Below are 14,292 nucleotides of genomic sequence, written 5' to 3'. Positions count from 1 at the left end.
GGTACCGGCATGTTGGTCACAATCAGCCGGTACCCGTAGAAAGGGTACCCCGATGTTTAACATTTTCAGAAATACTCTACTTCCGCGCCCGCAATGAGACAGCTAAAGATCAGCAAGCAAATTACCAACCGCGAAAGCCAGTCGCTGGATAAATACCTCCAGGAGATTGGCAAGGTGGATTTGCTAACCCCCGACGAGGAGGTAACGCTGGCGCAACGCATACGAGAAGGCGACCAGCAAGCGCTGGAAAAGCTGACGAAGGCCAACCTGCGCTTCGTGGTGTCGGTGGCCAAACAATACCAGAACCAGGGCTTGTCGCTGGGTGACTTGATCAACGAGGGCAACCTGGGCTTGATCAAAGCCGCCAAGCGTTTCGACGAGACCCGGGGCTTTAAATTCATTTCCTACGCCGTATGGTGGATTCGCCAGTCGATTCTGCAGGCCTTGGCCGAGCAGAGCCGCATTGTGCGTCTGCCCCTGAACCGTGTAGGCTCACTGAATAAGATTTCCAAGTCCTTCTCTGAACTGGAGCAGAAATTCGAGCGGGAGCCCTCGCCCGAAGAAATTGCCGAAGTACTGGAGCTGACGACTTCCGAAGTAGTCGATACCCTCAAGATTTCGGGCCGTCACGTGTCGGTAGATGCTCCCTTCGTGCAAGGCGAGGAAAACCGCCTGCTGGACGTGCTGGAAAACGAAGACGAGGAGTCGCCCGATACCGGCCTGATGAACGACTCGCTCCGCAAGGAAGTGCAGCGCGCCCTGAGCACGCTCACCAAGCGCGAAGCCGACGTAATTACGCTGTATTTCGGCCTTAACGGCGAGCATTCCCTGACCCTGGAAGAAATCGGGGAGAAGTTTAACCTGACCCGTGAGCGGGTGCGCCAGATCAAGGAAAAAGCCATCCGCCGCCTGCGCCACACCTCGCGCAGCAAGGCCCTGAAGCCCTACCTGGGATAAGTTTTTACTTATCTACCATGAAAAACCCCAGCCGAACGTTGGGGTTTTTCTTTGTGGATAGGTGTCTAACGCCGGAAAAGTACAGTCCCGTCTGGCTACGATTATGCCGCATCCAACGGTAGCTGACGTTCTGGGTGAGTTTCCGACTTCGGCTCTGCCGATTCGACATATCCCGGCTTATGGCTCAGTTTAAGCTATGCGTTTAGCAATGTCGGCACTCGGCGGTTGAATAGCCGGGGGAAGCTTACTTTTGCAGTTCAAATTGCCATTCCTACTCTCATGGAGAATACCACGGAGCACGTAAAGTGCCTCATTATCGGGTCGGGGCCTGCCGGCTACACGGCCGCTATTTATGCCGCCCGCGCCAATATGGCGCCCGTTATGTACCAGGGGTTGCAGCCCGGCGGCCAGCTGACGATTACCAACGACGTTGAAAACTTCCCCGGCTACCCCGACGGCATCATGGGCCCGGAGATGATGGAAGACCTCAAGAAGCAGGCCGCCCGCTTCGGCACCGACATCCGCTACGGCCTGGCGACGGCCGTCGACTTTTCGGGCCACCCGCACCGGGTGACCATCGACGAAACCAAGCAGATTACGGCCGATGCGGTGATTATTGCCACCGGGGCGTCGGCCAAATGGCTGGGCCTGGAGTCGGAGGCGCGCCTGAACGGCTCGGGCGTGTCGGCCTGCGCCGTCTGCGACGGGTTCTTCTACCGGGGCAAGGACGTGGCCATCGTGGGCGCCGGTGATACGGCCGCTGAGGAGGCCACTTACCTGGCCAACCTCTGCAACAAGGTTTATATGCTGGTGCGGAAAGGGGAGATGCGCGCCTCCAAGATCATGCAGAAGCGGGTGCTCGACAATCCCAAGATTGAGGTGCTCTTCGACACCGCTACCGACGAGATTCTGGGGCAGTTTGCCGTGGAAGGTGTGCGGGTAAAAAACCTGCTCACACACGAAACCCGCGACTTAGCCGTTGAAGGCTTTTTCGTAGCCATCGGCCACGAGCCCAACTCCAAGATTTTCCAGCCCTACCTGCACCACGACGAGCAGGGCTACCTGAAAACGATTCCGGGTTCGGCCAAAACCAACGTCGACGGCGTGTTTGCCTGCGGCGACGTGCAGGACTACACCTACCGGCAGGCCGTCACGGCGGCTGGCTCGGGCTGCATGGCCGCCCTGGACGCCGAACGGTACCTGGCCGCCCTGGGAGTACATTAGTGGTGAGATGGTGAGGTAGGGAACCGGGGAGTTTGCGTTCTGCTGGCGCCGTTACGTAGCGTCCGAACCACAGCTCCCCAGTTCCCAATCTCCCCATCTTACTAGTTCACCATCTCACTTCTTGCTCTTGTTGAAATTTGTGAAATACTGGCTCGGGCCGTTTCTGCTGCTGGCGCTGCTATTGGCCGTGCCGGAGCAGGTGCTGGCCCAGCGCCGGAAGGTGCCCGAACCCAGGGCCAAGGCTGGTTCGGCAGGCAAGCGGAAAGACTTCTTCCGCATCAAGTCGCCTACCATCCGCTACGTACGGCCCGATACGACGATTCTGATTGAAACCAAGGACCTGCCCGACGACAACTCGGACGAGGCCAAGTCGATTTTCTTCAATCCCGCCAAAAAGCTCTCCATCGTCAGCGAGGATACCACCACGCTCAACGAAGGCGAACAGCAGATTGTGGAGATGTCGGAGGAGGTGCTCATCGATAGCTCCTGGATTAAGGTGGCCGGCTATTACGCTATCTGGGATACGCGCAACATCAACCCCTACCGGGTAGATGGCCGCCGCATCCGGGATACCCTAAATCTGCGGCTGACCGAACCAGAAAAGCAGCGCTTTGCCAAAATGCCCCTGAGCACGACGCCCCTGACTTCGGACTTCGGCTTCCGCGGCTACCGCTGGCACTACGGCGTGGACCTCGACCTGAATACGGGCGACTCCGTGCGGGCGGCTTTCGACGGGGTGGTACGCATTTCGAAGTGGGACGGCGGCGGCTACGGCAACTACCTGCTGGTGCGGCACTACAACGGCGTGGAAACCCTCTACGGTCATTTGAGCAAGGCCCTGGTGGCGCCGGGTACCTTCGTCAAGGCCGGGCAGCTCATCGGGCGGGGCGGCAGCACCGGCCGCAGCACCGGCTCCCACCTGCACTTCGAGGTGCGCTACGAGGGCAACCCCATCGACCCGGAGCGCATGTATGACTTTCCGGACTACAAGCTGCTCAAGGACAATTTCCAGATTACCTCGGCCCTGTTTGACTACTATAGCAAGGCCCTGCGCGCCAAGGCGGTGGCCAAACAGCGCAGTGCTTCGGCCGCTTCGGCCGCCCGCCGCGTAGTCACCCACCGTATCCGTAGCGGCGACACGCTCTCGGAAGTAGCCCAGAAATACGGGGTGTCGCAGTCCCAATTGCGGCGCCTGAACGGCAACGTGAAGGTGCTGCGTCCCGGCAAAACCCTGCGCATTAAGTAAGGGTAGGAAGCTCCAATGGTTTTTATACAGCTGTCATCCTGAGCCCAGCGCAGGACCTTATCACAGCAGAACGGCAGGCGTAGCAACGACTCGTTCTTCCTTGATAAGGTCCTGCGCAAAGGCTCAGGATGACAGTTCTTTTTTACACTCATCCCACTCCCCACCACCCATGAAACTCGATATCCTGGCTTTCGGCGCCCACCCCGATGATGTAGAAATGTCGGCCGCCGGCACCTTACTGGCGGCCGCGGCCCTGGGTAAGAAAATCGGTATCGTGGACTTTACCCGGGGCGAGCTGGGCACCCGCGGCACGCCCGCCACCCGGGCCGCCGAAGCCGAAGCGGCCAGCCGCATTCTGGGCCTGAGCGTGCGCGAAAATCTGGGCCTGCCCGACGGGTTCTTCCGCAACGACCGGGAGCACCAGCTGCCCCTGATTGCGGCCCTGCGCCGCTACCAGCCCGACGTGGTGCTCTGCAACGCTATCCACGACCGGCACCCCGACCACGGCCGCGGGGCCAGTTTGGCTTCGGAAGCCTGCTTTCTGAGCGGCCTGCGCATGATTGAGACCTTCGGCCCCGACGGCCAGCCCCAGCAGCCCTGGCGGCCCCGCACCGTGTACCACTACATCCAGGACCGGCAGATTGCCCCCGATTTCGTGGTCGACATTTCTGAGTTCTGGCCCGGCAAGTGGGCCTCCATTCAGGCGTATAAAACCCAGTTCTTCGACCCCAACAGCACCGAGCCCGTCACGTACCTGTCCACGCCGGTCTTCAGCCAGTTTATGGAAGCCCGGGCCCGGGAGTTCGGCCATATTATCGGCGTCGAGTTTGGGGAAGGCTTCACCCGGGAGCGGCCCGTGGGCGTGCGCGACATTACGGCCCTGATTTAAGGGTATCCTCTCAGTTATTATGAACTTGTTTTCTGATTGTAGTAAAGAAGGTATTCACACTATATCCTTGGTTTATTTAGAAGAAATAGATCAGGAATATAGAATTGAAACAGTGGATGCAGAATATGTTGAGGATGGCTATAGACTAATTTCTATCCCTTTTTTTGCGAAGCACCTAGCCTTGGGTGATGTAATCTCCGTGGAGACTGAAGATGGAATACATTATTTCGAAGATATAATCGCAAAATCGGGTCATAGCGTTATTAGGCTAGTCTTTTGGAACCGGGATATAATTGAAAGCACAATTCAATTAATGCAAGACTATGGTAGCAGAGCCTTCAGATACCAAGAGTCTGAACTCGTTGCTTTTGATATTGCACCTAGTGTTCAGTACAAAACAATAAAGGCTTTTCTAGACGATGGAGCTCGTTCTCGTTCTTGGGATTATGAAGAGGCTTGCCTAGGTTGGAAGTAGCCCACAAGTCAAAATAGCCGCCCCGATCCGCTCGGGGCGGCTGTTGTTTTAAGTGGCAAGCAGTAGCCCTGTCCTATAGCTTAGGGCCGAACGAAATCAGGCAGCAGAAGTGTTGGGGCATCATTACCAAATATGCCAACCTCCTGTAACGCTGGTATGAAGATTCCGTGGCCCTTTGGCTCTAGCGTGCGCCGTTTATGGGGCGTAGTAGGAAAAAGCCTGCTTGTTTGTTGCGCCGTTTTCGCACATCCGGCTCTAGGGCAAACTCCGGCCAACAGTGTCTGCTGGCAGGAAAATGTGCGCCTCAAGCAGCGCGACTTTACCGCCGCGCCGGAAGCCGGGCCGGGGCCGCTGCTGGCGGCTACGCATGCGGAAGTGCGGGTCTGGTCCTTTACCACGGCCGAGCAGCAGGTTCGCTTCAACGTCACGGTGCGCTTTATCAAGGACAAGTCCTGGTTTGACCAGGGCCAGACCGACGGCAGCTGGACCAGCGTCGTGCGCAACCCCGACCAGCTGCTGGCCCACGAACAGCTGCACTTCGACATCGCCGAGCTGACTGCGCGCCGCATCCGCCAGCGGCACGCCACCTATCAGGCCGCCAGAAGCAGGCAGCCCGCCGACCCGCTCCGGGCCGGACTGGAGCACGCTCTGTTTAAAGAAGAAATCAAGTGCCTGCTCCAGGACCGACGCGCCCTGGACGACCTCTACGACGCCGAATCCAACCACGGCCTGCTACCCCAGGCCCAGCAGCAGTGGCAGCGGAGGGTACAGCATGAACTAGAGGCGCTCCAGGAGTTTCGCTCTACCGCGGATGACTGCCACTAGCCAGGTCTACCCGCCAGAACGGCTAGTGCTGCCGGTTCGAAGTTCAACTGCCACATCGTGGGCAGGCACGAGTTACGGCTGCGCCAGGAAAGGAGGAATAAATTCCTCTAGGGTAATAGTTGTTAGAATCGGGTTTTGCCAAAAATGCTCCACCCGCATTATCTTATCCAACTCCTTTTTACTGAGCATTACTCTGGAAGCACGGGAGTAGAAAGTTGCAATATCCACTCTCAGCATTTCTAATTCCAGCGTGTATTCGGTAAGATCGGCCCACAGGCTGGCGTACAGTATTGCTGGTTTTATCATTTGAACAAGAGGTTGTCGCCAATACTACAAGTGCGCTTAACAGGTATTTCATCTTGCCCTAGAGTAACTCAAAGTCTAAATGAAAAAGCCCGGCCAAGCGGCCGGGCTTTTCAAATCTAGCAAAACCAACCTTTCCTACCGCACACCCAGTCGGTTGCGCTTCCAGCCGGAGCCCTGGGCGGAAGCCGGTGCATCAGTAGCCGCGGCGGGGGCCTTTTTCTCCGTCATGAGCATGGCCGTGAGCACGGCGGCGAGCTTGGCGGTGGTATCGTTGGGCGCGGCGTCGAGGTCGGCGGGGGTGAAATGGTCGCGCACGAAGTTCGTGTCGAAGTTGCCGCTGACGAAGGCCGGGTGGCGGAGCACGTAGCTGCCGAAGGGCAGGGTGGTCTGGATGCCGGTAATCTGGTACTCGTCGATGGCGCGCAGCATCCGCTCGATGGCCTCGGTGCGGTCCTTGCCGAAGGTGACGAGCTTGGCAATCATCGGGTCGTAGTAAATCGGGATGTCCATGCCCTGCTCGAAGCCATCATCCACCCGCACGCCCGGGCCCTGGGGGCGCACGTAGGTGGTCAGCGTCCCGATGTCGGGCAGGAAGTTGTTCTGCGGGTCTTCGGCGTACACGCGCAGCTCCAGGGCGTGGCCGGTGATGGTCAGCTCGTCCTGGGTAAAGGGCAGGGGCAGGCCCTGGGCCACCCGGATTTGCTCTTTGACCAAATCGAGGCCGGTAATCTGTTCCGTGACGGGGTGCTCCACCTGCAGGCGGGTGTTCATCTCCAGGAAGTAGAAGTTGCGCTGATCGTCGAGCAGGAACTCCACGGTGCCGGCCCCGGTGTAGTTGCAGGCCCGGGCCACGTCGACGGCGCAGCGGCCCATTTCGGCCCGCAGCTCGGGCGTGAGCACCGAGGAAGGCGCTTCCTCAATTACCTTCTGGTGGCGGCGCTGAATCGAACATTCGCGCTCAAAGAGGTGCACGATGTTGCCGTGCTCGTCGCCCAGTACCTGGATTTCAATGTGGCGCGGGCCGGTCACGAACTTCTCGATAAACACCGAGCCGTCGCCAAAGGCCGAGGTGGCCTCGTTGATGGCCAGCTGCATCTGCTCCTCAAACTCGGCGGCGTTGTTCACGATGCGCATGCCCTTGCCGCCGCCCCCGGCCGAGGCCTTAATCAGGATGGGAAAGCCCACTTCGGCGGCAATGCGCTTGGCTTCCTCCACGTCGCTGATAGCCTCGTCGGTGCCGGGCACGAGCGGAATGTTGTAAGCCTTGACGGCCTGCTTGGCCGAGAGCTTGTCGCCCATGATGTTCATGGCCTCGGGCGAAGGGCCCACGAAAATCAGCCCGGCCTCCGTCACCATGCGGGCAAACTCCGCGTTTTCCGACAAAAAGCCGTAGCCGGGGTGAATAGCATCGACCCCGAGGCGGCGGCACACTTCCAGAATAGCGTCGCCGCGCAGGTAGCTTTCCGACGACTGCGGGCCCCCGACGCACACGGCCTCGTCGGCGTAGCGTACGTGCAGGGCGTTGCGGTCGGCTTCACTATAAATAGCCACGGTCTGCAAGCCCATTTCCTTGGCCGAGCGCAGTACGCGCAGGGCAATTTCGCCGCGATTGGCGACCAGCAGCTTCTTGATTTCTTTCATGCGGTGGGAGGGGAAGAGGAAGGCGTAGAGGGGAAGGAAAAAGGGAAAAGAACGTCGGGTCGAACAACGTGAAACATCCCGCGGGCGGGCCGGGCCAGGTCATCTGCTGACGAGTGCACGCGAGATTCCTCGGTTTCGCTCGGACTGAGGTTCGGACAAAGACACGCTCGAAGGACCGTCAAAAATCAATTTCCACCCAAAGAAACGCCATTCTGCCTACTCCGTAAAACGGGCAGGCTATTTTTCGTGGAGTTGGAAGCCTCGCGCGCAGGGGTTACTTTTGCAGATTGCCATAACTTTGTACTTTATCGGATGGTTGAACCCCCAGCCAACCATCTGTTTCCTTTTCACATTTAACCCATTCCCTCGTGGATCTTTTCGAAAAGATTGCCGCGAACCGCGGCCCACTGGGCAGCCATTCGCACTACGCCCACGGCTACTTCACTTTCCCCAAGCTGGAAGGCGAAATCGAGCCCCGTATGATTTTTCGCGGCAAAGAGGTTCTTACCTGGAGCTTAAATAACTACCTGGGCCTAGCCAACCACCCCGAAGTCCGCAAGGCCGACGCCGACGGGGCCGCCCAGTACGGCATGGCCCTGCCCATGGGCGCGCGGATGATGTCGGGCAACTCGAACCTGCACGAGCAGCTGGAAAGTGAGCTGGCCGACTTCGTGCAGAAGCCCGACTGCATGCTGCTCAACTTCGGCTACCAGGGCGTGGTATCGATTATCGACGCCATGGTGGGCCGCCACGACGTGATTGTGTACGACGCCGAGTCGCACGCCTGCATCATCGACGGGGTTCGTCTGCACGCCGGCAAGCGCTTCGTGTATACCCACAACGACATGGAGAGCCTGGAGAAACAGCTGCAGCGCGCCAAGCGCATCACTGACGAAACCGGCGGCGGCATTCTGGTGATTACCGAGGGCGTATTCGGCATGTCGGGCAACCAGGGCAACCTCAAAGGTGTGGTGGCCCTGAAGGAAAAATACGAGTTCCGGTTGTTCATCGACGATGCCCACGGCTTCGGCACCATGGGCGCCACCGGCGCCGGAACGGGCGAAGAACAGGGCGTACAGGACGGTATCGACCTTTATTTTTCGACCTTCGCCAAGAGCATGGCCAGCATCGGTGCTTTCGTCGCCGGACCCGAAAGCGTAATTGAATATTTGCGCTACAACATGCGGAGCCAGATTTTCGCCAAATCCTTGCCCATGCCGCTTGTAGTGGGCGCTTTGAAGCGTTTGGAGCTGCTGCGCACCCGCCCCGAGCTGAAGGACAACCTCTGGACGATTGTACGGGCCTTGCAGAGCGGATTGCGCGAAAAAGGCTTCAACATCGGTACTACCTCCTCGCCGGTAACCCCGGTGTTCTTGAACGGTCAAATCCCCGACGCGACGCAGATAACCTTCGATTTGCGCGAGAATTACGGTATTTTCTGCTCTATCGTGGTGTATCCGGTCGTTCCCAAGGGCGTTATTATGCTCCGCCTGATTCCGACGGCGGTCCATTCGCTCAGCGACGTGGAACAGACAATTAAAGCCTTTGAAGCCGTGGCTGAAAAGCTGGATAAGGGACTTTATTCCAAAACTTCACCGGTTTTGGCCAATTAAGCCACGCGCTTGGTTGAGCTTGCGGGGGGCGTATTCCGGATGGGATGCGCCCCCCGTTTTTTGTGTTATTCCATGTATATTACTAGAAGTATATATTCTGGAAATGGGGTTTCATTTTATCAAAACCTAGCTCTGTAAGCTGCTAGGGCAGTTTTGAAAAAAAATTAGAACTATTGCTTGTATTTGAAATCCCTGTATATTAGGCCCGTTCAAAAACTTAAACCCACACCAATCAACCTTTTTCTCATGAGCAATTATAGCCAACTGAAAGACCTCGTACTCTCCCTGGAATCGGACTTCGAAAAGTTCTATGACAAGCAGAACTCGGCTGCCGGTACCCGTGTACGCAAGGGGATGCAGGAGCTGAAGAACCTGGCTCAGACCATCCGTACGGAAGTACAGAACACCAAGAACAGCGCCGCTGGCGACGCTGCTGGTGCTGCCAAAGCTGCTCCGGCCAAGAAAGCCGCCGCTCCGGCTGCCAAGAAAGCTGCTCCTGCCAAGAAGAAGTAGTCTTTGCTTGTGACGGCGGAACCGGTCCTGGTGGCCGGCTCCGCTGCCAACAAAAAGGCCCCGCCAGTCTGGCGGGGCCTTTTTGCTTAAAGGGGGGTCGGGCCGGAGCAGGGGTAGCTACACCAGCTTAAGCAGGAAGTAGCTTTTGCCTTTTTGCGCGACCAGGTATTTATCCAGCAGCGGGGCTACGGCCGTGGCCGACTGGTCGAGAGCTACTTTCTGGCGGTTGAGCTTCACGCCGTTGTTCTGGACCATTTTGCGGGCCTCGCCCTTGCTGGCGAAAATCACGCCGTTGGTAGCCGTGCTTAGCAGGGTCAGCGCGTCGAGGTCGGCCATTTCGCTGCGGCTGATTTCCACGTGCGGTACGCCGGCAAACACGTCGAGCAGGGTGGCCTCGTCGAGCGTGGCCAAATCGCCCCCGCCGAACAGCACCTGCGAGGCGGCCAGTGCTGCCTCGAAGGCTTGCTCGGAATGCACCCGGATGGTGACGTCCTTGGCCAGGGCCTTCTGCAGCACGCGCAGGTGGGGGGCTTGGGCGTGTTCGGCTTCCAGAGCCTCGATTTCCGCCTGCGGGAGCAGCGTAAATACCCGAATCAGACGGGGTACGTCGGCGTCGGCGGCGTTCAGGAAAAACTGGTAGAACTGGTAGGGCGAAGTCAGCGTGGGGTCGAGCCACACGGTGCCGGTTTCGCTCTTGCCGTATTTGGTACCATCGGCCTTGGTGATAAGCTGCCCAGTCAGGGCATAGGCTTTGCCCTCGCCACCCGACATGCGCCGGATCAGCTCCGTGCCGGTGGTGATGTTGCCCCACTGGTCGGAGGCGCCCATTTGCAGGGTGCAGCCCAGTTCTTTATACAGGTGAAAGAAGTCGTAGCCCTGCAGCAGCTGGTAGCTGAATTCGGTATAGCTGATGCCTTCGGCCCCGGAGTCCTCGTTGCCGCTGATGCGGCGCTTGACCGAATCCTTGGCCATCATATAGTTCACCGTCAGGTGCTTGCCTACTTCGCGCAGGAACTGCAAAAAGCCAAACTCTTTGAACCAGTCGTAGTTGTTGACCATCCTGGCGCCGGTGGGGCCTTCGGAGAAGTCCAGAAACTTCTCCAGCTGGGCTTTAATACCGGCCTGGTTGCGGCGCAGGGCTTCTTCGTCGAGTAAATTCCGCTCGGCCGACTTGCCCGATGGGTCGCCTATCATGCCGGTAGCGCCGCCGACTAACGCCAGCGGGCGGTGGCCGGCGCGCTGCAAATGCACCAGCAGCATGATGGTGGCCAGGTTGCCGATGTGCAGCGACGAAGCCGTGGGGTCGAAGCCGATGTAGCCGGTGATGGGCGCGTTCAGGCGCAAATGCTCATCCGTGCCCGGCATCATGTCGTGAAACATCCCGCGCCAGCGGAGCTCTTCTAGTAGGTCCAAAATGGTGAAAGTGTGAAATGGTGAGCTGGTGAGGTTGTTGGGCGAATGAGCTTGCTCATCCGGCCGTCTCACCAGAGGTAAGGCTGCAAAGGTAAAAGTACGGTGGTACATTTGCGCGGAGAAAAAGAGGGGGCCACTACCGTGGTCAACTCCCCCGTTCACCCGTTCACCAGCTCCCCATCCGTGCCCAACCTCTCGGCCGACGAAATTCTGCAGCAGCTGCGTCAGCGGCACTATGCCCCCGTGTACTTCCTGCAAGGCGAGGAGCCCTACTACGTAGACCATATTGCCGACATTCTGGAAAAACACGTGCTGCCCGAGCCCGACCGGGGCTTCAACCAGGTGGTGCTCTACGGCAAGGATACCGACGTGGCTACCATTCTGGGCCAGGCCCGGCGCTTCCCGATGATGGCCGAACGCTCGGTCGTCATCGTGAAGGAAGCCCAGGCCGTGGCCGACCTGGAGTCGGAAAAGACGTTTCCGTTTCTGGAAGCCTACCTGAAAAACCCGCTCACGACCACCGTGCTGGTCTTTTGCTACAAGCACAAAACCCTGGACGCCCGCAAGAAGCTGGGCAAGCTGCTGGCCGAAAAGGCGGTGGTGATGACCAGCAAGAAAATTTACGACAACCAGGTGCCCGCCTGGATTACCAGCTACGTCCGCTCCAAAAAGCAGCAGATCAGCGGGCAGGCCACGGCCATGCTGGCCGAATACATCGGCACCGACCTGGGGCGGCTGACCAACGAAATCGACAAGCTGCTGCTCAACGTGCTGCCCGGGCACAGCATTGATGAAGACCTGGTGCAGCGCCTGGTTGGCATCAGCAAGGACTACAACATCTTCGAGCTGCAGAAGGCCCTGGTGCAGCGCGACGTGCTCAAGGCCAACCGCATCCTGCTTTACTTCGAGGCCAACCCCAAGGCCAACCCGCTGATTCCGAACCTGACCCTGCTCTTTGGCTTCTTTACCAAGCTGCTGGTGCTGCACCAGCGCGGTAACCCCTCCGATGCCGATTTTAAAAAGCTGGGCATCATGAATTCGTTTGCCCAGAAGGAGTACAGCCAGGCCCTGCGCGTGTACGATTTTGGCCGCACCCGCGACATTATCCACCTGCTGCGCCGGGCTGACCTGCAAAGCAAAGGGGTGGAAAGCGGCTCGATGAGCGACGGGGAGATTCTGCGGGAGCTGGTGTTCCTGATTCTGCACCCCGTGCCGCTCAGCGCCGTGACGGGCCGCTAAACCCAAGGCAACGCGGAGCTTCGGTCGGGCGTACCAGGTGGGGCATGGCTTTGACGACGAGCCAGTTGCTCGCTGGAGCCCAAAGCTGCTATACCTGAAGTGTGGGCGTGAAGCTCGATATTACCGGTCCCCCAGCCTGTAAGCGGCCGGAAAGCCGTACCTTGGGCCGAGCATTTCCGTGCTGAAAACTTTGCTGCATGCTAGACAATACCTCTTCTCCTACCGCCAGCCGGCCTTCGGCCTTGCCCAAGCTACCCAAAGCCCCCTCGGGCATCGAAGGCCTGGACGAAATAACGGAGGGCGGGCTGCCCCTGGGGCGCCCCACCCTGATCTGTGGCAGTGCTGGCTGTGGCAAAACCCTGATGGGAATCGAGTTTCTGGTGCGCGGCATTCAGGACTACAACGAGCCCGGGGTGCTGATGACCTTTGAGGAATCGGCGGCCGAGCTGGCCGCCAACGTTACCTCCCTGGGCTTTGATTTGCCCCAGCTGCAGGCCGAGAAAAAGCTGCGCATCGACCAGGTTCACGTGGACCGCTCCGAGATTGAGGAAACCGGCGAGTACGACTTGGAAGGCCTGTTTATCCGTCTGGGCCACGCCATCGACTCCATCGGGGCCAAGCGCGTGGTGCTCGATACCATTGAGGCCCTGTTTTCGGGCTTTCCCAACGAGGGCGTGCTGCGCTCCGAAATCCGCCGCCTGTTTCGCTGGCTCAAGGACAAGGGCGTTACGACCGTTATTACCGCCGAGCGGGGCGAGGGCACGCTCACGCGCCAGGGCTTGGAAGAATACGTGTCGGACTGCGTGATTCTGCTCGACAACCGCGTGATAGACCAGATTACGACCCGGCGCCTGCGCATCGTCAAGTACCGGGGCAGCACCCACGGCACCAACGAATACCCGTACCTGATTATGGAATCGGGCATTTCGGTACTGCCCGTCACTTCCCTGCAGCTCAACCACGAGGTGTCGGACACGATTGTGTCGTCCGGCATTCCGGCCCTGGACGAGATGTTCGGTCGGCGGGGCTTTTACAAAGGCAGCAGCGTGCTCATCACCGGCACGGCCGGTACGGCCAAAACCACCCTGGCCGCTACGTTTGCCGCCGAAATCTGCCGCACCCACGGCCGCTGCCTCTTCCTGGCCTTCGAGGAGTCGCCGCAGCAGCTGGTGCGCAACATGCAGTCGGTGAGCATCAACCTAGCGCCTTACCTGGAAAATGGGCAGCTGCTGATAGAGGCCACCCGGCCCACACTCAACGGTCTGGAGCGCCACCTCGTCAGCATTCACAAGCTGATCCGGGAGTTCCGGCCCGACGCTGTGGTCATCGACCCGATCAGCAACCTGATTTCGGTGGGCAACCTGAGCGAGGTAAAAAGCATGCTCATCCGCCTCATCGACTTCTTGAAAGTCAACAACATTACGGCCCTGTTTACGTCCCTGATCAGCGGGCGTAACATCCAGCAGGAGATGACCGAGGAAGGTGTCTCGTCGCTGGTCGATACCTGGATCAGCGTGCGCGACCTGGAAGGCATTGGTGAGCGAAACCGCGGCATCAGCATCCTGAAGTCGCGCGGGATGAGCCATTCCAACAAGGTGCGCGAGTTCCTGGTCACGGAACAGGGCATTCACCTGCTCGACGTGGTCATTGGTCCGGGTGGTATCGTTACCGGCGCCGGCCGCCTCACCCAGCAGCTGCAGGAGCAGGCCCAGCTAATGGCCGCCCAGCAGGAGCTGGAGCGCAAAGACCGGGAGCTGGAGCGCCGCCGCCGCGTGCTCGAGGCCACCATCGGCAACCTGCGCACGGAATTTGAATCGGTGGAGGAGGAGCTGCGCCAAATCAACCACGAAGAAATGGCCCGGCAACAGGCCCTGACCGAAGGCAAGGCCCAGTTCACCCAGCCGCTGCCGCTGCAGCGGCCGAACGAGTCCCAACAAAACTAACCTGTCCG

12 protein-coding genes and 1 pseudogene are annotated in these 14,292 nt (G+C 59.0%); 10 read left to right on the top strand and 3 right to left on the bottom strand.

The window, feature by feature from the left end; all coding sequences use genetic code 11:
• Positions 1–93 precede the first annotated feature (93 nt).
• The 6 genes from E5K02_RS04040 (at position 94) to E5K02_RS04015 (ending at position 5,616) form a co-directional block, all read left to right on the top strand.
• The gene (locus E5K02_RS04040; RefSeq protein ID WP_073111364.1) at positions 94–957 is read left to right on the top strand and encodes a sigma-70 family RNA polymerase sigma factor; all 864 of its coding nucleotides are present in this window, start codon (positions 94–96) and stop codon (positions 955–957) included.
• A gap of 279 nt (positions 958–1,236) precedes the next feature.
• The gene (gene trxB, locus E5K02_RS04035) at positions 1,237–2,181 is read left to right on the top strand and encodes a thioredoxin-disulfide reductase (RefSeq protein WP_135392314.1); all 945 of its coding nucleotides are present in this window, start codon (positions 1,237–1,239) and stop codon (positions 2,179–2,181) included.
• A gap of 139 nt (positions 2,182–2,320) precedes the next feature.
• Positions 2,321–3,427 carry a M23 family metallopeptidase gene (locus tag E5K02_RS04030; RefSeq protein WP_240737144.1) on the top strand — a complete coding sequence of 369 codons (1,107 nt, stop codon included), beginning with the start codon at positions 2,321–2,323 and terminating at the stop codon, positions 3,425–3,427.
• Between the two features lie 169 nt (positions 3,428–3,596).
• The gene (bshB1, locus tag E5K02_RS04025) at positions 3,597–4,316 is read left to right on the top strand and encodes a bacillithiol biosynthesis deacetylase BshB1 (protein ID WP_135392312.1); all 720 of its coding nucleotides are present in this window, start codon (positions 3,597–3,599) and stop codon (positions 4,314–4,316) included.
• A gap of 19 nt (positions 4,317–4,335) precedes the next feature.
• Entirely contained in the window at positions 4,336–4,791 is a 456-nt protein-coding gene (locus E5K02_RS04020) for a DUF4265 domain-containing protein (RefSeq protein ID WP_135392310.1), read from the top strand.
• Between the two features lie 156 nt (positions 4,792–4,947).
• On the top strand, positions 4,948–5,616 hold the full coding sequence (locus tag E5K02_RS04015; protein WP_167856277.1) for a DUF922 domain-containing protein: 669 nt from the start codon (positions 4,948–4,950) through the stop codon (positions 5,614–5,616).
• Positions 5,617–5,688: 72 nt separating this feature from the next.
• Here the strand turns inward: E5K02_RS04015 and E5K02_RS04010 are convergent, their stop codons facing one another.
• Positions 5,689–5,922: a hypothetical protein gene (locus E5K02_RS04010; RefSeq protein ID WP_135392306.1), complete on the bottom strand. Its 234-nt coding sequence runs from the start codon at positions 5,920–5,922 to the stop codon at positions 5,689–5,691.
• A gap of 135 nt (positions 5,923–6,057) precedes the next feature.
• Positions 6,058–7,563 (bottom strand): acetyl-CoA carboxylase biotin carboxylase subunit, encoded by a 1,506-nt coding sequence (gene accC / locus E5K02_RS04005; protein WP_135392304.1) that lies wholly within the window; start codon positions 7,561–7,563, stop codon positions 6,058–6,060.
• A gap of 368 nt (positions 7,564–7,931) precedes the next feature.
• On the opposite strand from accC, the gene E5K02_RS04000 reads away from it, so the two are divergent.
• A complete protein-coding gene (locus E5K02_RS04000) occupies positions 7,932–9,176 on the top strand; it encodes an aminotransferase class I/II-fold pyridoxal phosphate-dependent enzyme (protein ID WP_135392302.1) in 1,245 nt (414 codons plus the stop codon).
• Between the two features lie 246 nt (positions 9,177–9,422).
• Positions 9,423–9,593, top strand: a pseudogene (locus E5K02_RS26125) (histone H1); the annotation flags it as partial.
• 213 nt (positions 9,594–9,806) lie between these two features.
• Here the strand turns inward: E5K02_RS26125 and tyrS are convergent.
• On the bottom strand, positions 9,807–11,102 hold the full coding sequence (gene tyrS / locus E5K02_RS03990) for a tyrosine--tRNA ligase (protein ID WP_135394761.1): 1,296 nt from the start codon (positions 11,100–11,102) through the stop codon (positions 9,807–9,809).
• Positions 11,103–11,213: 111 nt separating this feature from the next.
• Between tyrS and holA the strand changes: the two genes are divergently transcribed.
• Both holA and kaiC read left to right on the top strand, forming a co-directional pair.
• On the top strand, positions 11,214–12,341 hold the full coding sequence (gene holA, locus E5K02_RS03985; RefSeq protein ID WP_317128890.1) for a DNA polymerase III subunit delta: 1,128 nt from the start codon (positions 11,214–11,216) through the stop codon (positions 12,339–12,341).
• Positions 12,342–12,538: 197 nt separating this feature from the next.
• Positions 12,539–14,284, top strand: coding sequence for a circadian clock protein KaiC (kaiC, locus tag E5K02_RS03980; RefSeq protein ID WP_135392298.1), 1,746 nt, complete (start codon positions 12,539–12,541; stop codon positions 14,282–14,284).
• Positions 14,285–14,292: the final 8 nt, after the last annotated feature.

It is taken from the genome of Hymenobacter metallicola, assembly GCF_004745645.1.
Classification (GTDB): domain Bacteria; phylum Bacteroidota; class Bacteroidia; order Cytophagales; family Hymenobacteraceae; genus Hymenobacter; species Hymenobacter metallicola.
This window is presented reverse-complemented; position numbering and strand designations above follow the sequence as displayed.